Below are 18759 nucleotides of genomic sequence, written 5' to 3' on the forward strand. Positions count from 1 at the left end.
TTAAGCAGAGAATGGACTGTGAAGACAACAGGGAACGGACCTACTCCAGATGGAGTAAGGAGGTGTAGAGCAATAGAGAAAGGTGGCTCTGAAGACGAGACAGAAAGGACTGGCGGGCTATGCCGCGGCCAGCTGCGGTGTACTACCGATTTGCTTTAGCTGCTTTTTTTCATTTTCTTTGAAGCGTTTGTGTTTTTCGCATAGACAATCCCTGTTTTGGCCGATCCAAAGGTGCCCCCACACCGGATCGGCTTTTTTTGTAATCTGTTTTCGGCCTTGTAGGTTACGGTGACTGCGGAATCGGATAGTTCGCCAAAAACAGCCCGCTCTGCCCATCGTTACCAGGCCATCGAGAAGTTTCGCATGGACTCCGCCAGATAGGACGGGTGCAGTGCAACGACTTCGCCGATGACCAGCACAGCAGGCGCCCCCACGCCTTGCTCTGCGGCTAACTGCGGCATATTCCAGACCTGGCCAATCACACACTGCTCATCAGCGCGTGTACCGTTCTGCACGATTGCCATAGGCAGGTGGCCGCGTCCGGCCTCACAAAACAGCGTGCATATTTCCGTTAACTTACTCATACCCATCAGTACCACAATAGTCGCTTTCGACTGAGCGGCCAGCCGCAGATCGTCGGATAGTTCACCCCGGCGTGTGGTGCCGGTAATGACCCAGAAACTCTCGCTGACACCCCGGCTCGTTACCGGAATCCCCTGCGAGGCCGGTACAGCTATACTACTCGACACGCCCGATATGACTACGCACTCAATTCCATACTGCCGGACGTACTCATACTCTTCAAATCCACGTCCGAACACATAAGGGTCGCCCCCTTTGAGCCGCACCACATGCCCGTGCTCCTGAGCAAAGCGAACGATCAGTTCGTTTATCTCATCCTGCGAGAAGGAAACCTGACCGGCCCGCTTACCCACGTAAATTTTCAGGGCCTGCTCGGGTGCAAACTCCAGTAACGTATCGTTGGCCAGATCATCGTACAAAACAACGTCTGCTTGTCGAAGCGCCCTGATCCCTTTTAAGGTGATCAATTCGCCGTCGCCGGGACCCGCCCCCACGAGTGTAAGCTTTGGCTTCATATGACTTTATCGCTTATAGTGAAATAGTACTATTATACTATCAATAGGCAATTTCAACTACTCCCTGTTTCTGGTTCAAAAGTAGAGATGAAATTTGTAAAAACAAGCTCTAACCGAAAAAATATGTTTCATAATCAACTTATAACAGAATAAAACGTTAGGATTTACCAAAAACACCTTTTACTTTTGACTAGTCATTTCGGGGAGGGAAATGGCTATTTTCTTTGATTAGTGCAATAATAAAACGGGGTTTTCACAATGTTATAGTTAACATTAACTATGAACACAAACAAAAACAGGCGTGTCGTCGTCATTGGCAACGGCATGGTGGGCTACAAGTTCTGCGAGAAATTAGTAGCCAAAGAAAAAAATGACCAGCGATTTACACTGACGGTTTTTGGGGAAGAACCGCGTGTAGCCTACGATCGGGTCCATTTGAGCGCTTATTTCGATGGCAAAACCGCCGACGATCTGACGCTGGCTCCCCAAAGCTGGTATGCCGAAAACGGCATTACGCTCTACCTCACCGACCCGGTTATCAATATCGACCGGGAGCGAAAAGAGGTTCGGTCGCACCATGGCGTTGTAGTGCCTTATGACTACCTCGTACTAGCCACCGGCTCCGGCGCGTTTGTGCCACCCGTAGCGGGCGTCGAGAAAGACGGCGTCTTTGTGTATCGTACCATCGAAGACCTCGACCTTATTCAATCCTACGCCCGAAAAGCCCGGAAAGGGGCCGTATTAGGCGGTGGTTTACTGGGTCTCGAAGCCGCCAAAGCGCTGCTCGACCTGGGGCTGGATGAGGCCCACGTGGTGGAGTTTGCCCCCCGCCTGATGCCCCGGCAAATTGACGATGCGGGCTCGGGTGTTTTACAACGGCAACTCGAATCGCTCGGCCTGAAAATCCACCTGTCGAAAAGCACGCAGGAAGTCACCGGCGATGAGGCCATTACGGGTATGCTGTTTGCTGACGGCTCGCATATAGCTGTCGACATGCTGGTGATTTCGGCCGGTATTCGTCCGCGCGATGAACTGGCCAAAGCCTCGGGTATCGAAACGCATCCACGGGGCGGTATCCTGGTCGACAATTTCCTGCAAACGTCTGACCCATCCATTTTCGCTATCGGCGAATGTGCCGTGGCGCACCACATGATTTACGGACTGGTGGCCCCCGGCTACGAAATGGCGGAGGTCGTGGCTTCGCGCCTGATCGGCGAGGAAAAGGAGTTCAAGCCCTACGATATGTCCACCAAGCTCAAGCTGATCGGCACCGACGTAGGTTCGTTCGGCGACCCATTTGCGTCGGACTGCAAAACCATCGTATACGAAAACAAGGCGAAAGGCGTTTACAAACGGATCAATATATCGGCCGATGGCAAGGAGTTGCTGGGCGGTATTCTGGTGGGCGATGCGGAACAGTACAATATGCTGCTGCAAACCTGCAAGAACAAGACCATCCTCCCTCCCGATCCTGAAGACCTGATCCTGGGTTCGCGAGGGGGTGAGGATGCAGGCGCAGGAGTTATGAGTTTACCCGACGATGCGCTGATCTGCTCCTGCGAAGCCGTGACAAAAGCCATGCTCTGCCATGAAATTGGTGAGAACGGCCATACAACCGTCGATGCACTCAAGAAAGCTACCAAAGCCTGCACCGGTTGCGGAGGCTGTACCCCCATGGTGAAAGACATCATTCAGGGTGTCCTCAAGCAAAAAGGCGTTTACGTCCGCAACATTCTCTGCGAACACTTCGACTACACCCGTCAGGAGTTATTGGACCTGGTGAAAATTAACAGCCTGAAAACGTTCGACACGGTATTGGATCACGTCGGTAAAGGCGACGGCTGTGAAGTATGTAAACCGGCTGTTGCGTCAATCCTGGCTAGTTTGTGGAACGAGAATATCCTGGAACAGGGCCGGGCCACCATTCAGGACTCCAACGACCGGTTTCTGGCGAATATCCAGAAAGGCGGTACCTACTCGGTCGTGCCCCGCATTCCGGGTGGCGAAATCACGCCCGATAAACTGATCGTGATTGGTCAGGTGGCTAAGAAATATGGCCTGTATACCAAAATCACGGGCGGTCAGCGGATCGACCTGTTTGGTGCGCACGTGGGCGATCTGCCCGCCATCTGGGAAGAGCTGATAGCCGCCGGTTTTGAAAGTGGTCATGCGTACGGAAAATCCCTGCGTACGGTGAAAAGCTGCGTGGGCAGCACCTGGTGCCGGTTTGGCGTGCAGGATTCGGTTTCGTTTGCCATTGAGGTTGAGGAACGCTACAAAGGTATCCGGTCTCCGCACAAGCTGAAGTCGGGTGTATCGGGCTGCATCCGCGAATGTGCCGAAGCCCAGAGCAAAGACTTCGGTATCATCGCTACCGAGAAAGGCTGGAACCTGTATGTAGGCGGCAACGGCGGTTCAAAACCCCAGCACGCCCAGCTACTGGCGTCGGACGTAGACAAAGAAACCTGCATCCGCTACATTGACCGGTTCCTGATGTTCTACATCAAAACAGCCGACCCCCTCACCCGCACGGCAACCTGGCTTAACAAAATGGATGGGGGCATGAATTACCTCCGGGCGGTGATCGTCGACGATGTGCTGAACATTGCCGATGACCTGGAGCGCGAGATGCAGCTTCTGGTCGATACGTTCAAGTGCGAATGGAAAGAAGCCGTCGAGAATCCGGTCCTCCGCGCCCGTTTTGCCCACTTCGTCAACATCCCCGAGCAGAAAGATCCAACCGTTCAATTCGACGCCCTGCGCGACCAGAAGCGGGCGAAGGAATGGGTATAGGGTGGTTGGGTATGTGGAGTATGTATCCTTGCTGGCGCGGGTCGGTCCGGCGTTCCGCTTCACCCGTGCCTGTTAATAAAGTCAGCATTTGCTGACGCATTCAACTGCAACCGCCAGTGAATACTGGCTTTTGGTAAAGGCACGAGTCTATGCCCGCGCCAGCCGCCACAAAACGAATCAATCACAATGGAAACACGCACAATACATAAATCCGAAATTACCTGGCAGCCCGCTTGCCCAACAAGCCGTATTCCCGAAAATGGGGGTGCCTGCGTACTGATGGGAGGCCGTCAGATCGCTATCTTTAACTTTTCCCGGCGGGGAGAATGGTACGCCACGGAAAATGAATGCCCCCACCGACAGCAAATGGCCTTGTCGAGGGGAATGATCGGTAGCCAGGGCGACGAGCCGAAGGTGGCCTGCCCTTTTCACAAAAAGACGTTCTCGCTCAAATCCGGCGAATGCCTTAACGATGATGGCTATAAGATCGCCACATTTCCCATTAAGATAATAGATGATATAGTGTATATTGGAGTGTAATCCTCTCTCCAACGTTTCATGACTCGACTCGACGAACAGGTAGCCCGCCGACTGACCCGGTTTTATATAATAGCCCTCACGGTTATTGCCGTGTTGTCAGTAAGCGGGCTACTGTTCATCAAGAACACGATTAGTAATCATTACGACGACAGCCGGGTTGTAAACGTAGCCGGGCGGCAGCGGATGCTGAGTCAGCGGCTGATCAAGTTATCCTTGCTGCGTTTCGAAGGGCTGGCCACCGCCGATTCGGCCTCCTATGATTCTCTGCTGAACTCCTGGAGCCAGAGCCACATCCAGCTACGCAGTGGCCGGCTGAACATGGAGAAGGTGTACACCGTTCGGAGGAGCAGGCAGTTGGATAGCATGTTTACCCGAATCGAGCCTGTTTTTCAGTCCATCTACGGCGGCTTTACCCGGATCAACAGTCCGCAGACGACACCAGCCGTTAAAAAGGCAGCGCTTCAGGCGGTGCTGCGGGACGAGTTCACGTACCTGCAGCAGATGAACGACATTGTGTTTCAGGTAGATACCGAAAGTTTTGAACGAGTCCGCTCGCTCGAACGCATCGAATGGCTGTTGACCTTTGCCACCTTGTTAACGCTTCTGATCGAAGGGCTATTTATTTTCAGACCCGTCGTTAAGCATACCCAGCATGTGATCCGGCGGCTGGCCCGGTCCGAAAAGGCGTTGCAGATGGCGAATAGCCACATGGAAATCGCCAACCACGAGTTGGAGGCCACCAACCAAAATCTGGCCCATACCAACCGAAAACTCGTTGATACCCAGAAAGAACTTCTCCGAACTACCGAAGAGAAATACCAGCTGCAGTTAGCCGAAGAAAACGTTCGGTCGGCGGCATTGCTGGAAGGGCAGGAAGAAGAACGACGGCGCTTCGCCCGAGAACTTCACGACGGCATCGGCCAGATGCTCACCGGCCTGAAGCTCCACGCCGAAAAGTTGAAATCCACCTCATTTGCCGATGAAAAGCAACGGCAGCGGTTTGCCGAACTGTGCGATCTAATTGCCGACACCATTCAAACCACCCGGCAGGTTTCCTACAACCTGATGCCCTCTACCCTCAGCGACTTTGGCCTGGGGTCTACCCTTCGACTTCTGGCCGACCAAACGACCCGGTCGACGGGTATTTCGGTTAGTTTCATGGGCCCGACCGATACGACACGATTAAGCCCGGCTATGGAGATTGGTATTTATCGCATTGCTCAGGAAGCATTGCACAATGCCGTGAAATATGCGGAAGCACAAACTATTAAATTTATCTTGCAACAGAATGCCCAAAAGCTTGTGCTGTCAATTGAAGACGACGGCAAAGGCTTTGTGATGCAACAGCCGCCATCGAAAGATGATACCGCTTTACCGCTAATCAACGGCCTTCAGAATATGCGTACCCGAACCCGTTTGCTTAACGGGGAATTCAGCATTACGTCAAAGCTCAAAAAAGGAACAAAAGTGCGCGTAAGTGTCAACTTATCTGATAACCCGAACTAGTTATGCCGATACGAATTCTTATTGCCGATGACCATTCTGTAGTGAGAAAAGGCATCCGAATGCTACTGGAAGACGAAAACGATATTCAGATTGTGGGCGAAGCCTCGGACGGCGACGAAGCCATTGACCTGCTGGCCAGTATCAGTACCGATGTTCTGTTGTTAGACATAACCATGCCCCGGATGTCGGGCATTGAAGCCCTCAAAGTAATTTCGACTAACTACCCGGCTGTCCGGACGTTGATGTTCAGTATGCACAACAACCCGGATTACATCGTCAAAGCCGTACAGCACGGAGCGGCTGGCTATCTATTGAAAGATACGGGGCTGGAAGAAATTCTGCGGGCCGTCCGGACAGTTGTTGACGGCGACTTATACTATCCGCCCAATGCCTCCTCGGTTATTATCCGGAGCCTTGTTCTGCCAAATGCCCGGTTGGCTAAAGAACCCGCCAGGTCGAGCCCAAGTGCATCCAGCTCTATCTGGAATCGGATCACATCCCGCGAAGGACAGGTGTTAACCTGCCTGATCGACGGCATGAGCAGCCCCGAAATTGCTGAAAAGTTTGGTATCAGCCCCAATACCGTAGCTAACCAGCGGGCCAGCATCATCCGCAAAGCGGGCGTTAAAAACACCGCCGATCTGATACGGGTGGCGCTGGAGGAGAAACGATAAAAACAGGACTTTTATATCACACCTTGATAATCACGTTCTTCCGGTACATCCACCACAAGATCCCGAACCAGATCAGCACGAACGTCAGCGCACCGGCCAGCGAGGCATTTTTAGGGTCGGCAAACGGTGGCGCAATGAATGTTCGGTAGAGGTATTCCTTTGACCCGATTTCGGTTCCGTCGGGCTGGGTAACGTGAATCAGGTTCATGATCCGCGGAATTAACCCCGACAGAAAGAACACCGTAATGGCATTCACACCAAACGCCACGAACGGCAGCACGCCCCGCCGATAGTGCTGCACATCGATCAGCCAGTAGCACAGCGCCAGTCCTAGCATGGCGAGTCCACCGGCCAGCAGCACGTAGGAACTGGTCCAAAGCGCTTTATTGATGGGAAAGAAACCGTCCCAGATCAACCCGCACAGAGTGGACAAACAGCCTACGGCAAACAGCCAGGCAACTTTATCGGCTACAGGTCGACTGCTGCGCAGCCACGTTCCGACCAACATACCAATAAGCCCGGTACCCACAGCGGGCAGTGTACTCAGCAGCCCTTCCGGGTCCCAGGTTTTGGCAGGTTTATAAACGTGTGCCGGGGTCAGTATGGTGTAATCGAACCAGGCGGCCAGATTAGTAGCCGGTTCGAGGTTGGCGTATCCCACACCCGGCACCGGCACCACGGTCATGAGCAGCCAATACCCAATCAATATGCCAACGAGACTATACAGTTGCTGGCGGGAGGTTGTTTTCAGGAAAATGAGTGAGCAAACGAGGTAAACGATGGCAATTCGCTGCAAAACCCCCGGAATACGCACGAGGGTAATGTCGAATTTCGGAAAGAAATTAAGAAACAGGCCAAGCAGAAACAGTGTCACACTCCGCTTTACTATCTTCCCGACAACCCCCTTTTTATCCGTTCCGCCCTCCAGCGCAAACGTAATCGACACGCCGACAATGAACAGAAAAAACGGAAAGATCAGATCGGTGGGGGTCCAGCCATGCCAGGGAGCATGTTCGAGGGGCGCATAGATGTGCCCCCAGTCGCCGGGGTTATTGACCAGAATCATAGCCGCTACGGTCAGGCCACGAAAAAAGTCGAGGGAGAGTAACCGTTGACGTGCTATCGACTTGCCTTCAGAAGTCATTACTTTACTTTCCATGTTTAAAAGCTCTACGAAGGCAAGTATAACTGGTTTTAGGAGTTATCTCGTTTGTTTTCCGGCGAATAAGTTAAAGATCGGAATATCTGCGGTAAGCGAAAGGCCATAGCGCCACGCAGAAGGCTCGTATTTATTGGCCTCTATCGTCACTTTTCGAAGCTGCGGCCCGTACTGGGTAAACGTACCAAGCACGAGGGGGAGTTACAAAATCCATACGTAGCGTAGCCCCAATGCCCGGCGTAAAAATATTTTTCCAGGCTAATTCGGGTAATGTGCTTACGCTGTCCTGCAACCGGAACGCAAAAACACCGCCCACGTCGATCAGGGCAGGAAAATGGAGAATGAAGAACAATCTTTAAGCGGTTCTTTCATCCCTGATCGGTCGTCGATACCACCCCAGTGAATGGCGATCCCTAGCGGTGCCGCAGCTCCCCAACCAAATCCATTTTGGATTTTTCTGTACAATTCAGCAGTAACGGAACTACTTACGAGTGTCGGCGGGGATAAACCGGCGGGCATCGGTATCCGTCAACGTTAACTGAACACCCAGGGCCAGCGTATTCGTCAGAGCCAGCCCATACTGTTTTTCCTGAACGGCCTGCACCAGCGTACCAACAGTCCGGGCCAACGGTAAGCTTCGGGAGCGTCTTGCCAACGGGCGACGGAAACGGCCGGGTGCCGGTTAGGGTCAGGGTAAAGTTTACGGAGTCGGTACCGGGCAGTAAGGCTTCCCAGCATTTACGAATATCACGCGCCTTAATGCTGGTAATCTGGCCGCCGGGACGGGCAACGAATCGGAGCGGAGGGTATTTGCGGGCGCCATTTTAACGTAAGAACCCCTCTTTTTACCGAACGAGTAACCGTAAAAATTGTAGCCCGAACAGTCGCGTTCGGGCAGGCACAGCGGCTATGAAGTTGAGCATATAGCACGAATCGGCTAGCTGAACACCTTCACTAGTTTTTTCTCCAGGTCTTTTTCCAGTTTCAGCAATCCTTCGGCATTTGGCAGGTACGTCAGGGCGCGGTGATGGCGCAGATCGAAGGGAATATCACCTACCGACTGGGTAATGGGAATAACCAGTTTGCCCAGCGTATGCGCCACCCCCGTTTCGTAAAACACATTCGGGTTTCGATCGGTAAAGTCGGTGATGACGGCGCGGGATGTAAAGATCAGATCGAACACATCCTGAATCAAAATGCTGTTGTCCCAAATATCGTCGGCCCGTTTGCAGTCGATACCCAGCCGGTCGCATACGTTCCGAATGGCGGTATATGTACCCGAAAATCTTCCTTCAAACGGCATCATGACGGATAATACATTCGATTCGACGGGTTTGTCCGGAATTCGGAAAACATCGGGCGCAAAGGTGATCACCCGTTCGGGCGAATGGCTCTGAACGGTCGAAATGAAGTCCGGTATTTCCCGAACCACCCGATGCATGGTCGATTTTTTGGCCTCGACAAAATGCTCTATCTCGATGAGGTTGCTACTGCTCTCACTAATCAGTTTAGACAGAACCTGCAAGCTATTTCCCTCATAATCATCATCTTTAAAGTCAAGGCTCCGCAACAGCCGCGGGTGATCTTCAATTAAGTCAAGGCTATCGGTCAGGTACGCTACCTTGATCCAGTCAGACTTTGTAAAGTGGTCCTGAATGAATTCATGAAGCGCAAATAACCGAAGCGTTCGCTGCTTGTTCTGTCTGGTCATAGAGTTGGATAAACGTCAAGCTATAATACAACTATTATATATTGATGCAATTATATCCAAAATCTATATTATAACAAACAAGTATTTAACGTAGCTGATGGCTGCGTAACGACAGTTGGTCGCTAGCGGTATGGTTTCATTGACCAACAAGCGGTGTCCGCCCGGCGACTCATGGCGTCGATTTTTCATCAAAATCTACCGATATAGTAGAAATATTCTGGAGATGACCAACATTATCCACTGATTAGAAGCAATTAGTTAAAACCTGTTGATTGAACCCGGCGTTATAGGGCTGGTTAAAGAAAACCGTTAGTTAGCCTGGGGAGGAGTAGCAGGAGCACGTGGTGACAGGCTATAGATACAAATCCATTCACCATGCCATACGCCGAGTTGCTCTTTTTCATGATGGCCTTAAGTGCCTTTCTTGGCCTTCTGGTCAGTCTGGTCGTTGTCGTCTTCAATCAGCAGCAACCCCATGCCAGTCGACTTTTGGCCCTGACGTTGTTCAGCATGGCCTGGTTTACGCTGGTGTCGGCTCTCCTGCTCAATCACGCCATCTTTCAGTTTCCCCATTTATTTCGCTCGTCGGCTCCGGTTCAGTACCTTATTGCCCCCTGTGCTTACCTCTATCTACGGGCCGTTGTTCGACAGGAAACGCGCTTTGGTCGTTACGACTGGCTCCATTTCGTGCCGGCGGCCCTGCACATGCTGGAGCTGTTACCCTTCTACGCCATGGGTACGGCCGAAAAAACCCGCTACCTGCAGGTTCTTCTAACGGACCTGCAAAGTGTCGTCAAACAGCAGGAAGGTTGGTTACCAGCTTATTATCACATTACCCTGAAGTGCATCCAGGGTAGTATTTACTTCGTTTTTCAATGGCGGCTGCTCAGCCGGTTCAAGCAGCAACTATCCGGGCAACAGCGGGAACAAAACCAAGTGCTGCTCAACTGGCTGACCCTGTTTACGCTTCTTAACGGGCTCCTGTATTTACCGCTGCTGGGACTGCTGCTGCTGCCGCTATCGGCGGATGTCAATACGCTTCTGGGTCTGTTTATGCTGGGCAGCTACCTGATTGCCTGTGCAACGCTGCTGTTGTTTAATCCGCAGGTTCTTTACGGGCTGACTAATGTCGTCAGCCCGGAGCCCCCGGTTCCGGCCGCCACCGAAGAGGACATAACCAGAGGGTACACGCTAAGTACGGAGAAACGCCGGGTGTACCGGACACTTATTGAAGAGCACATGATGTGCCAGCAGCCTTACCTCCAAAACGGCTACAGCATTCGTCATCTGTGCGAGAAAGTCCAGTTGCCCCAGCACCAGGTGTCGGCCGTTATAAACCAGGAATTCGGCATGAACTTCAGTGACTTTGTCAACCAGTATCGGGTGGAGTACATCAAGCAAAAGCTGGAAGAGCCCCAGTGGCGACGAATGACCCTGGAGGGAATTGCCCTCGAAGCAGGCTTTACGAACCGGATTACCTTCTTCCGGGCCTTTACCAAACTCACCGGCACCAGTCCGTCGACGTATCTGGCCCAACTGAATGGAAAGCAATAAATTAGACCACTCACTCAAGGTGTTACAACTTTACAAATTGTAACAAAGATGGGCCGATGACCGTTGCCGCCACCCCATTTAACCTATAGTTTCGCTTCATCAATTGCGACACTGGAACGGCCATGCTTACACTGAATGGGTTTAACCGGCTTCCTTCTGATCAACAACTGGCTTACGTCTGGGATCACTGCCTGCACCTGGCCAGCCGCCCGATAGGTGCCAGGGATTGGATTCAACTGTATCAGGTGGATGACTTCTTTGTGGAAATGCGCTTTTACGACCCGGACCATTGCCACTTTCTGCGCGCTTTTGCCAACCCGTTGGACTTACTGCCCTACGTAGACCAGATTGACCTCGATGAATTTTTCAACTGAAGAATCTGTCGGACTCGTTTTAAGCTACCGTGTTGTTCCGGTTGCTTCTTTGGTATCTCAACTCAACCAACTTATATGAAACGAATTGCTACGCTCTTTTTTTTACTGACTACCCCCTCAACGATCTACGCCCAGATCGACAGTCTCCGGCTTACCCCTTCCGACACAACCTATTGGCGCAAATCGTTTTCTGCCGGAGCTAATATTAATCAGGCGGCCTTCAGTTCAAACTGGCGGGCCGGGGGTGTTAGCTCGATTGCCTTGAGTCTCTTCCTGAACGCCCGCTCAAACTACGCCCGGGAGAAAGTTTCCTGGGACAACCAGATCGACATGCAGTACGGTATTCTTCGCAATGCCGGACAGGGAATGCGCAAAAGTGTAGACCGTATCTTTCTGGACTCGAAATATGGCCACCAACTGAGCCCGCACTGGAACGCGTTTGTATCCGGCAACTTCATTTCTCAGTTTGCGCAGGGCTTTCAGTATGATGTGAATGGAGTGGGCAATAACCGTCTGATCTCGAACTTCCTGTCTCCCGGCTTCCTGACTTTTGGGCTGGGCTTCGAATACAAGCCCCAACCCTGGTTTTCACTCCGGCTTAGTCCTTTTGCACCGCGCTTTACATTTCTGGCCGACGAAGCCGTGGGCGTGAATGAGCGCTATGGTGTTCCTCTTGGCCGAAGCACACGCACGGAATGGCTGGCCGCTCAAGTACAGCTTGAGTTGAAGAAAGACATTGCCCAAAACATGAATCTACAGGTAAGCTACCTGACATATGCCAATTACGAAACGCTGGCCCTGAACACAATTGACCACCGGCTGAATGTCATGCTGACGGCTAAAGTCAACCAGCGCATCAGTGTGAACCTGACGGGCATGCTGCTCTACGACCGCGATCAGGACACAAGCGTTCAGTATAGCCAGGGGCTGGCTCTGGGCTTTCTTTACTCTATCCAAAACTTCGTGGATAAGCCGGAGCCCAAGTAATAAGCCATTTCTTCTCATACCAAATACACACGCTAACTCGCTAAAATCATGCTTAAGGAATTCAAAGAGTTTGCCATGCGGGGCAACGTTATGGATCTGGCCGTCGGTATCATCATCGGTGCGGCCTTCGGTAAAATTGTGGACTCGGTGGTCAACGACCTGATGATGCCCCTGGTTGGGCGGGCCGTTGGCAACGTTGACTTCAGCAATCTGTACCTGCCCCTGACAGACACCGTCAAAATGGGCCTGTCGCTGGGCGAAGCCCGCAAATTAGGACCCGTCTTTGCCTATGGCAGCTTCCTGACCATTGTCATCGATTTTTTGATTCTTTCCTTTATCATTTTTCTGTTTATCAGAACCATGAACCGACTCATGCGCGCGAAAGCAGCGGCCCCTGATGTTCCGCCTGCACCGACCAAGGAAGAAGTACTCCTGACCGAGATCCGGGATGTACTTCGGGCTAACCCAACGGTAATTCGTCCCAAAGAGATGTCCAGCTAATACTACACCATGAACCGAAAAAATCTACTTGGACTAAGCCTGTTTCTGATTCCCCTTTTCACTCATGGCCAGAGCGAAACGAACGGGACAGCCCAAAACAGTGTGTACCTGAACAGCATTCTGGGCGTAGCTGCTCCCGGCTTATCAGATCTGAACACTCAACTAAAGCAGTCTGGTTTTCTACCTTTGTCGGGTGTTCAGTTTTCGCGCGGGGCGGGTTTCTTTACTATTTTCCCGAAGGTCCGGCTCGCTACCCTCTTTACCTTTGCTTCCTACAGTGGTACCAACACCGAATCTAACCGCAGCAGCTGGGTTCGGGGCAGTACAGCCGGTACGTCGCTGGGTTTAGTGATCCGCAACACCGACCGGCTGCAACTGATTCCGAACGCCGGGGTCGTTTATTCCTGGTTTGGCACGCGCGTATCGAAGCTGGCTTCGGGCAGTTCGACGGTTGACGGATATCTGAACGGACCAGCCGATCAACTGTACATCGGGAAGGAGCAATTTCTGATCAACTTCGGCCTTCACATCGCCAAACCCAGCCTGGGCCGGAGCGGACTGACCCGGAAACTCCTGGTTGGCCTCAGAGCAGGCTACCTGACGCCCCTCAACCAGCCCAAATGGAAGACCAGTTACTCTAGTACGCTTAACGGTGGTCCTGCTGCCAATCCGGGTGGTGCATACGCACATCTGATTATAGGCACCAGGTTGTAGGCCTGAACAGGACAGCGACTCAGCAGTGATCAGGCAGACTAATCAACGGGAAGATCCCGTTGATTACCAGGGGCTAATGCCTGTTTCGGGCACATTGTCATCACTAAAGAATTGACCCGTCGGTCCGTCTGGTCCAAACGTGGCGGCTTTTACTACTCTGGCAGCGGCATCGGGTACCGTTCCGGGGCCGGAGTGATTATTGAAATCGGTGGCGGTGTAGCCGGGGTCAACGGCATTTACTTTGAATGCCGTGTCGCGCAGTTCATGAGCCAGCACAATGGTATAAGCATTGAGAGAAGCTTTGGACATAACATACGCGGTTGGCTTAACTGCGTAGTATTTCCAGGCAGGATCACTATGCAGGGTAAGTGAGCCCAGACCCGATGTCACGTTAACGATGCGTGGTTCGGGCGACTGTTTCAGGAGGTCTATAAAAGATTGAGTGACGCTGATCACACCAAAAACGTTGGTATCAAATACCTGCCGGAATACGTCAATGTCCGTTTCCAGCGCTGTATTCGGCATCGAGCCGTGGATACCGGCATTATTGATCAGCACATCCAGCCTGTTCGTTTTCTGACCGAGTGTTTCGCGGGCGGCCTTTATCGAGTCAACGTTATCTACATCGATCTCGATGGGTTCCACCTGTGTTAAGCCCTCGGCCTGTAGTTGACTAACTGCCTGCTGTCCTTTCTGCCCGTCCCGGCAACCCAGGTAAACGTAATACCCCTGTTGTAATAATTGTCGGGCGGTTTCAAAGCCAATGCTTTTGTTGGCGCCTGTTATCAGTACTGTTTTCATATTGCGGTTGTTTATGAAGGCAAAACTACCGCATCCTGAGGTGGCTATTGGAACACATATTTCGGTATTACTGGTACATTTCGCGGATGCTGGCCCGATACTCGGCCGGTGTCAGGTCTGTTTCACGCTTGAAGAAGCGGTTGAAGTAAGATGCGTCCGAAAACCCAAGGTCGAAGGCAATTTCCTTTAGTGACTGCTGCGTATGGAACAGCAAGCGCCGGGCTTCGAGCACCAGCCGCTCATGAATGTGCACAATGGCCGGTTTACCGCTTTGCGCTTTGACCACCTCACTCAAATACCCGGCAGATACATTGAGCAGCGAAGCGTATTCACTCACCTGATGCAGTTCGCGAAATTTCTCGTCAATTCTGGCCTGAAACTTCTTCAGCAGCAGGTTGTCCGTCGAGAACGGCTTACTGTTGAACTGCTCGGTATACAGTCGGCTCAGGTACGTGAGCAGTACCGTCAGGTAGGCGGTCAGCATGCGTTGCTGCCATTCGTTGGGGCGCTGGTACTCGGCATTGATCTTCGCCAGCATATCCTCAACGAAGTCCACATCAGCCGGTGTAAGCATTAGCTCATGGCCGTTGTAAGGATTTTGGATGAGGGGCAGCCTGCTCAATGACCCGTTTTCCTGAAGCGACAGAAACTCCTTTGTAAACGCAATTCCGGTACTCCACAACTGGGTAAACTCTTCTTTTACAATGATGTGTTCAGGGCCGGTAAAGTAGATCGTATTGTTTTTCAGGAGATAGGGCGTCATGTCGATCCATTGACGGCTGCCGGCCCGCCTGATAAAAACAAACAGGTAATGATCTTTCCGGTGGGGAACAAGAAGATCGGACTGGTTGGGTAGCGTGCCTTCGAAGTTATACACCCTGAACTGTTTGCTGCCGGTAAGTTCGTCGGGCTCCAGCGTATAGACCGGCACCTGTTGGTTGTCGTTGAGTAGCTGCATTGCCTAAAAATACGAACTTTTTACGGTTCGTTTACAGGCAGGCAGCTGCACAATGTCTACTCTATAAAAAAAGCCCCGTATGTTGTATACGGGGCTTTTTTTATAAGATCGGCTGGCACTAGAACCGCCAGCGAACGAAGGCTTCCATGGCTTCGTATTCGGCCAGACCGAGCTTGTTGTACAAGCCCGCCGTGGCTCCGTTGCGCTCTTCGGCCCGTTGCCAGAACTCGCGAGAGTCGGTACCCTGGTACACGACACCGTCTTTCTGCGACTGGTGTTTGAAGATACCCAACCGCTTCTTCATCACCTGATCGGGTGACATTGGAACGGCCATTTCGATTTCGTGAATATCCCACTCGGCCCAGGCTCCACGGTAGAGCCACACCCAGCAGTCTTTCATGAAATTCTTGTGTTTCAAACGCCGTACCGATTCCAGAATGGCATCCAGACACACTTTGTGCGTGCCGTGCGGATCGGCGAGGTCACCAGCTGCGTAAATTTGGTGGGGCTTGATCTCTTCGATCAATGCCATCGTAATCTTGATATCTTCTTCGCTCAGGGGCTTTTTCGCCACGGTGCCGGTTTCGTAGAACGGCATGTTCAGGAAGTGTGCGTTCTCAACCGGAATACCAACGAACCGGCAGGTCGATTTAGCTTCACCCATCCGAATCAGGCCTTTCACATAGCGCACTTCGGCGGTATCCATTTCTGAGTCTTTCTTATCCCGCAGGGACTGAGCCGCATCCTGGAAAATCCGGGTTGCTTCGGGACTGTCGATGCCAAATTTCGAGTTAAAATCAACCACGTAATCGGCAAAACGCAGGGCTTCATCATCGGCCACGGCAATGTTACCGGATGTTTGGTAGCCTACGTGTACCTCATGGCCCTGATCGCGCAGACGCTGGAACGTACCGCCCATCGAGATGATGTCATCGTCGGGGTGGGGGCTGAAGATCAGGCAGCGCTTTGTAGCTGGCAGTGCCCGTTCCGGCCGGTTGGTATCGTCGGCATTGGGTTTACCGCCCGGCCACCCCGTAATGGTATGCTGAAGCTGGTTGAAAACGTCGATGTTAATGTCGTATGACTGGCCGTACTGAGCCAGCAGGTCGCTCATCCCGTTGTCGTTATAATCGCGGTCGGTTAGCTTAAGAATGGGCTTACCGAGCGCCAGAGACAGATAGGTGACGGCCTTCTTCTTCATTTTGTTGTCCCACTCAACCGAATCCACCAGCCAGGGTGTTTTCATGCGGGTCAACTCAGAGGCTGCAGCAGCATCAATCACGAAGAGTGCGTTGGGGTGGGTTTGCAGGTACGAGGCTGGGTTCAGCTCCGTTACCAGCCCCTCAACGGCACCCCGGATAACGGGGGCTTTCCGCTCACCCCAGGCAAGCAGCACCACCCGGCGGGCACCCAGAATACTCGCAACCCCCATTGTGATCGCCTTGCGGGGCGTCTTGGGCAGTCCGCCAAAGTCGACCGATGCGGCAGCCCGCGTCGAGTTGTCGAGCATCATCAGGCGGGTATGCGAGTTAATGAGCGAACCGGGTTCGTTGAACCCAATGTGGCCATTACCGCCAATCCCCAGCAGTTGAAAATCCAGCCCGCCAGCCGCTTCAATAGCCGCTTCGTACTGTTTCGAGAACTCGCCTACCTTATCGGTCTGAATCGTACCATCGGGAACATGGTAGTTCCCCTGTTCAATATCCACATGGTCGAACAGTTGCTCCCGCATAAATCGCCAGTAACTCTGCAACGAGTCCGGCTCCATGGGGTAATATTCGTCCAGATTGAAGGAAACAACGTTTTTAAAGCTCAAACCCTCTTCCCGGTGCATCCGAATGAGTTCCGCATAAACCGTTTTGGGCGATGAGCCCGTTGCCAGGCCCAACACGCAGGGCTTACCCTCGCGTTGTTTCTGACGGATCAGATCTGCAATCTCCTGCGCCACCGCCCGCGATGCATCTTTGGCATCGGCGTAAATGTGGGTAGGGATTTTCTCGTAGGTAATGGCCGACTGAATAGGTCCGCCATTGGCTGCTGCACCCGGAATTTGCCCGTCTGGGTTGTCGAGTAATAAAGACTCCGTAATCATGTTGCGCTGTGCGGAGAAAAAGATGAGATGCTGCAAAGGTCGAAAAAAATCAGGTAGTTTTTACCTGATCTTCTACCGCAAGCTAATATTTTTAAATTTTTTTATTAACTCACTCTTCTCTTTCTCAGCTTGTTCATTGACGAGCCAGCTGATCGGCCAGGGTTGCGGTTTGCAGGGAATGCAAGCCGTTATCTTCGGTAATAAGCCGGTGCGTACCCGGATACTGCATTCCATTGACCTGATCCCGGAACATGAGCCGCAGCAATTCACTGTAGAGATGCTGTTTCTCCTCCCCAAAACCAAAGCGAAGTTCTATCTGCTGATAGGCATTGAATTCCTTGTGCCGTCCGCGAAGGGGTAAATCTTTACCACTCACATTCGCTGTTACATTGAGCTGAGCTCCCGGAAACAGATCCATTAACGCCCGACTGGTTTCTTCGTCGGCCACGCAGCGGAGAATCATCCGGGTTGGCACCCACTCAAACAGGGTAATGTCACCCCGTTCAAATACGAGCCGCATTTCCTGACGGTCCATACGCCCCGTTTGTGTAAAGCCGTGGTAAAAATTGACCAGTTTACGCCCGGTTTCATCATCCCCGTATTCAACAACAGCCTGTACCTGGTCTTCTACGTCGTTGCTGTTGGGCCGTTTGATTACCTGAGCCGCCTTTACCGTCCCATGACCAAACCAGCCCTCAAACATGTCGAAGAAGTGAACCCCGTGCTCAATGAAGATACCGCCACTCTTGCTCCGGTCCCAGAACCAGTGTTCGGGCGAGAGGCCTTCGTCACCGGCGTAGTTCTCGAAATAGCCGTGCAGGAAATCGCCAAGCAGGTTCTTATCGATCAGGTGTTTAATGCGGGCAAACATGGGGTTGTAACGCTGCATCAGGTTGGTTACCATCAGCAATCCCTTTTCTTTCGCCAGCGCCAGCATTTCGGCTCCCTCCTCGGGATTCATGGCCAGTGGTTTCTCACAGATAACGTGCTTACCGGCGTTGAGGGCGAGCATAGCCTGTTCGTAATGCAGAAAGGGAGGGGTGGCAATGTAAACGATATCGACGTCGGGATGATTGACCAGTTCCTCGAGGCTCGCCAATTGTTCGGCTCCGAACCGTTTAGCCGTTCGAATGGCTTCTTCCCGCTTCGAACCGGCAATGGCAACTAATCTTGTATGCGGTGTTTGCAGGAACTGCTGAACGGCAAACAGCCCAAAGCCGCCCATACCAATGACTCCAATTCCGATTTCGCGTTCGTTTGGCGCGTTTGCTTCCATACTATTTTAGGTTGTGTCTGTG

General features: G+C 52.3%; 18 protein-coding genes. 9 read left to right on the forward strand and 9 right to left on the reverse strand.

The window, feature by feature from the left end:
• Positions 1–338 precede the first annotated feature (338 nt).
• Positions 339–1097 (reverse strand): uroporphyrinogen-III C-methyltransferase, encoded by a 759-nt coding sequence (gene cobA / locus ACYVJM_RS22300; RefSeq protein ID WP_461150440.1) that lies wholly within the window; start codon positions 1095–1097, stop codon positions 339–341.
• A gap of 279 nt (positions 1098–1376) precedes the next feature.
• Between cobA and nirB the strand changes: the two genes are divergently transcribed.
• The 4 genes from nirB (at position 1377) to ACYVJM_RS22320 (ending at position 6610) form a co-directional block, all read left to right on the forward strand.
• Positions 1377–3890, forward strand: a complete 2514-nt coding sequence (nirB, locus tag ACYVJM_RS22305) for a nitrite reductase large subunit NirB (RefSeq protein ID WP_461150441.1) — start codon at positions 1377–1379, stop codon at positions 3888–3890.
• Positions 3891–4076: 186 nt separating this feature from the next.
• Entirely contained in the window at positions 4077–4430 is a 354-nt protein-coding gene (nirD, locus tag ACYVJM_RS22310; protein ID WP_461150442.1) for a nitrite reductase small subunit NirD, read from the forward strand.
• 18 nt (positions 4431–4448) lie between these two features.
• On the forward strand, positions 4449–5936 hold the full coding sequence (locus ACYVJM_RS22315) for an ATP-binding protein (protein ID WP_461150443.1): 1488 nt from the start codon (positions 4449–4451) through the stop codon (positions 5934–5936).
• Positions 5937–5938: 2 nt separating this feature from the next.
• On the forward strand, positions 5939–6610 hold the full coding sequence (locus ACYVJM_RS22320) for a response regulator transcription factor (protein ID WP_461150444.1): 672 nt from the start codon (positions 5939–5941) through the stop codon (positions 6608–6610).
• A 16-nt stretch (positions 6611–6626) separates the two neighbouring features.
• Here ACYVJM_RS22320 and ACYVJM_RS22325 read toward each other — a convergent pair whose 3' ends face one another.
• From ACYVJM_RS22325 to ACYVJM_RS22340, 4 genes are all read right to left on the reverse strand, one after another.
• Positions 6627–7769 carry an acyltransferase family protein gene (locus tag ACYVJM_RS22325; protein WP_461150445.1) on the reverse strand — a complete coding sequence of 381 codons (1143 nt, stop codon included), beginning with the start codon at positions 7767–7769 and terminating at the stop codon, positions 6627–6629.
• A gap of 130 nt (positions 7770–7899) precedes the next feature.
• Complete coding sequence (locus ACYVJM_RS22330; protein ID WP_461150446.1) at positions 7900–8121, reverse strand: hypothetical protein; 222 nt, start codon at positions 8119–8121, stop codon at positions 7900–7902.
• 129 nt (positions 8122–8250) lie between these two features.
• Positions 8251–8424, reverse strand: a complete 174-nt coding sequence (locus tag ACYVJM_RS22335) for a hypothetical protein (RefSeq protein ID WP_461150447.1) — start codon at positions 8422–8424, stop codon at positions 8251–8253.
• 282 nt (positions 8425–8706) lie between these two features.
• Positions 8707–9480 carry a hypothetical protein gene (locus ACYVJM_RS22340; protein WP_461150448.1) on the reverse strand — a complete coding sequence of 258 codons (774 nt, stop codon included), beginning with the start codon at positions 9478–9480 and terminating at the stop codon, positions 8707–8709.
• 375 nt (positions 9481–9855) lie between these two features.
• Here ACYVJM_RS22340 and ACYVJM_RS22345 point away from each other — a divergent pair, with 375 nt between their 5' ends.
• From ACYVJM_RS22345 to ACYVJM_RS22365, 5 genes are all read left to right on the forward strand, one after another.
• Positions 9856–11034 (forward strand): AraC family transcriptional regulator, encoded by a 1179-nt coding sequence (locus tag ACYVJM_RS22345; RefSeq protein ID WP_461150449.1) that lies wholly within the window; start codon positions 9856–9858, stop codon positions 11032–11034.
• Between the two features lie 122 nt (positions 11035–11156).
• Positions 11157–11408, forward strand: coding sequence for a hypothetical protein (locus ACYVJM_RS22350; RefSeq protein ID WP_461150450.1), 252 nt, complete (start codon positions 11157–11159; stop codon positions 11406–11408).
• A gap of 75 nt (positions 11409–11483) precedes the next feature.
• Positions 11484–12395, forward strand: a complete 912-nt coding sequence (locus ACYVJM_RS22355; RefSeq protein WP_461150451.1) for a DUF3078 domain-containing protein — start codon at positions 11484–11486, stop codon at positions 12393–12395.
• Between the two features lie 48 nt (positions 12396–12443).
• On the forward strand, positions 12444–12896 hold the full coding sequence (gene mscL, locus ACYVJM_RS22360) for a large conductance mechanosensitive channel protein MscL (protein WP_461150452.1): 453 nt from the start codon (positions 12444–12446) through the stop codon (positions 12894–12896).
• A 9-nt stretch (positions 12897–12905) separates the two neighbouring features.
• Entirely contained in the window at positions 12906–13610 is a 705-nt protein-coding gene (locus tag ACYVJM_RS22365; RefSeq protein WP_461150453.1) for a hypothetical protein, read from the forward strand.
• Positions 13611–13673: 63 nt separating this feature from the next.
• Here the strand turns inward: ACYVJM_RS22365 and ACYVJM_RS22370 are convergent, their stop codons facing one another.
• The 4 genes from ACYVJM_RS22370 to ACYVJM_RS22385 all read right to left on the reverse strand — a co-directional run bounded on the left by ACYVJM_RS22370 (position 13674) and on the right by ACYVJM_RS22385 (position 18737).
• Positions 13674–14411, reverse strand: a complete 738-nt coding sequence (locus tag ACYVJM_RS22370) for an SDR family oxidoreductase (RefSeq protein WP_461150454.1) — start codon at positions 14409–14411, stop codon at positions 13674–13676.
• A 67-nt stretch (positions 14412–14478) separates the two neighbouring features.
• Entirely contained in the window at positions 14479–15369 is an 891-nt protein-coding gene (locus ACYVJM_RS22375; protein ID WP_461150455.1) for a helix-turn-helix domain-containing protein, read from the reverse strand.
• A 118-nt stretch (positions 15370–15487) separates the two neighbouring features.
• Positions 15488–17461, reverse strand: coding sequence for a glucosamine-6-phosphate deaminase (nagB, locus tag ACYVJM_RS22380; protein ID WP_461150560.1), 1974 nt, complete (start codon positions 17459–17461; stop codon positions 15488–15490).
• A 133-nt stretch (positions 17462–17594) separates the two neighbouring features.
• Positions 17595–18737 (reverse strand): Gfo/Idh/MocA family protein, encoded by a 1143-nt coding sequence (locus tag ACYVJM_RS22385; RefSeq protein ID WP_461150456.1) that lies wholly within the window; start codon positions 18735–18737, stop codon positions 17595–17597.
• Positions 18738–18759: the final 22 nt, after the last annotated feature.

It is taken from the genome of Spirosoma pulveris, assembly GCF_054781875.1.

Excerpts from the sequence above, each read along its gene's own strand:
- cobA (WP_461150440.1), bottom strand. The coding sequence starts at position 1,097 with ATGAAGCCAAAGCTTACACTCGTGGGGGCGGGTCCCGGCGACGGCGAA.
- nirB (WP_461150441.1), top strand. The coding sequence starts at position 1,377 with ATGAACACAAACAAAAACAGGCGTGTCGTCGTCATTGGCAACGGCATG.
- nirD (WP_461150442.1), top strand. The coding sequence starts at position 4,077 with ATGGAAACACGCACAATACATAAATCCGAAATTACCTGGCAGCCCGCT.
- ACYVJM_RS22315 (WP_461150443.1), top strand. The coding sequence starts at position 4,449 with ATGACTCGACTCGACGAACAGGTAGCCCGCCGACTGACCCGGTTTTAT.
- ACYVJM_RS22320 (WP_461150444.1), top strand. The coding sequence starts at position 5,939 with ATGCCGATACGAATTCTTATTGCCGATGACCATTCTGTAGTGAGAAAA.
- ACYVJM_RS22325 (WP_461150445.1), bottom strand. The coding sequence starts at position 7,769 with ATGGAAAGTAAAGTAATGACTTCTGAAGGCAAGTCGATAGCACGTCAA.
- ACYVJM_RS22340 (WP_461150448.1), bottom strand. The coding sequence starts at position 9,480 with ATGACCAGACAGAACAAGCAGCGAACGCTTCGGTTATTTGCGCTTCAT.
- ACYVJM_RS22345 (WP_461150449.1), top strand. The coding sequence starts at position 9,856 with ATGCCATACGCCGAGTTGCTCTTTTTCATGATGGCCTTAAGTGCCTTT.
- ACYVJM_RS22350 (WP_461150450.1), top strand. The coding sequence starts at position 11,157 with ATGCTTACACTGAATGGGTTTAACCGGCTTCCTTCTGATCAACAACTG.
- ACYVJM_RS22355 (WP_461150451.1), top strand. The coding sequence starts at position 11,484 with ATGAAACGAATTGCTACGCTCTTTTTTTTACTGACTACCCCCTCAACG.
- mscL (WP_461150452.1), top strand. The coding sequence starts at position 12,444 with ATGCTTAAGGAATTCAAAGAGTTTGCCATGCGGGGCAACGTTATGGAT.
- ACYVJM_RS22365 (WP_461150453.1), top strand. The coding sequence starts at position 12,906 with ATGAACCGAAAAAATCTACTTGGACTAAGCCTGTTTCTGATTCCCCTT.
- ACYVJM_RS22370 (WP_461150454.1), bottom strand. The coding sequence starts at position 14,411 with ATGAAAACAGTACTGATAACAGGCGCCAACAAAAGCATTGGCTTTGAA.
- ACYVJM_RS22375 (WP_461150455.1), bottom strand. The coding sequence starts at position 15,369 with ATGCAGCTACTCAACGACAACCAACAGGTGCCGGTCTATACGCTGGAG.
- nagB (WP_461150560.1), bottom strand. The coding sequence starts at position 17,461 with ATGATTACGGAGTCTTTATTACTCGACAACCCAGACGGGCAAATTCCG.
- ACYVJM_RS22385 (WP_461150456.1), bottom strand. The coding sequence starts at position 18,737 with ATGGAAGCAAACGCGCCAAACGAACGCGAAATCGGAATTGGAGTCATT.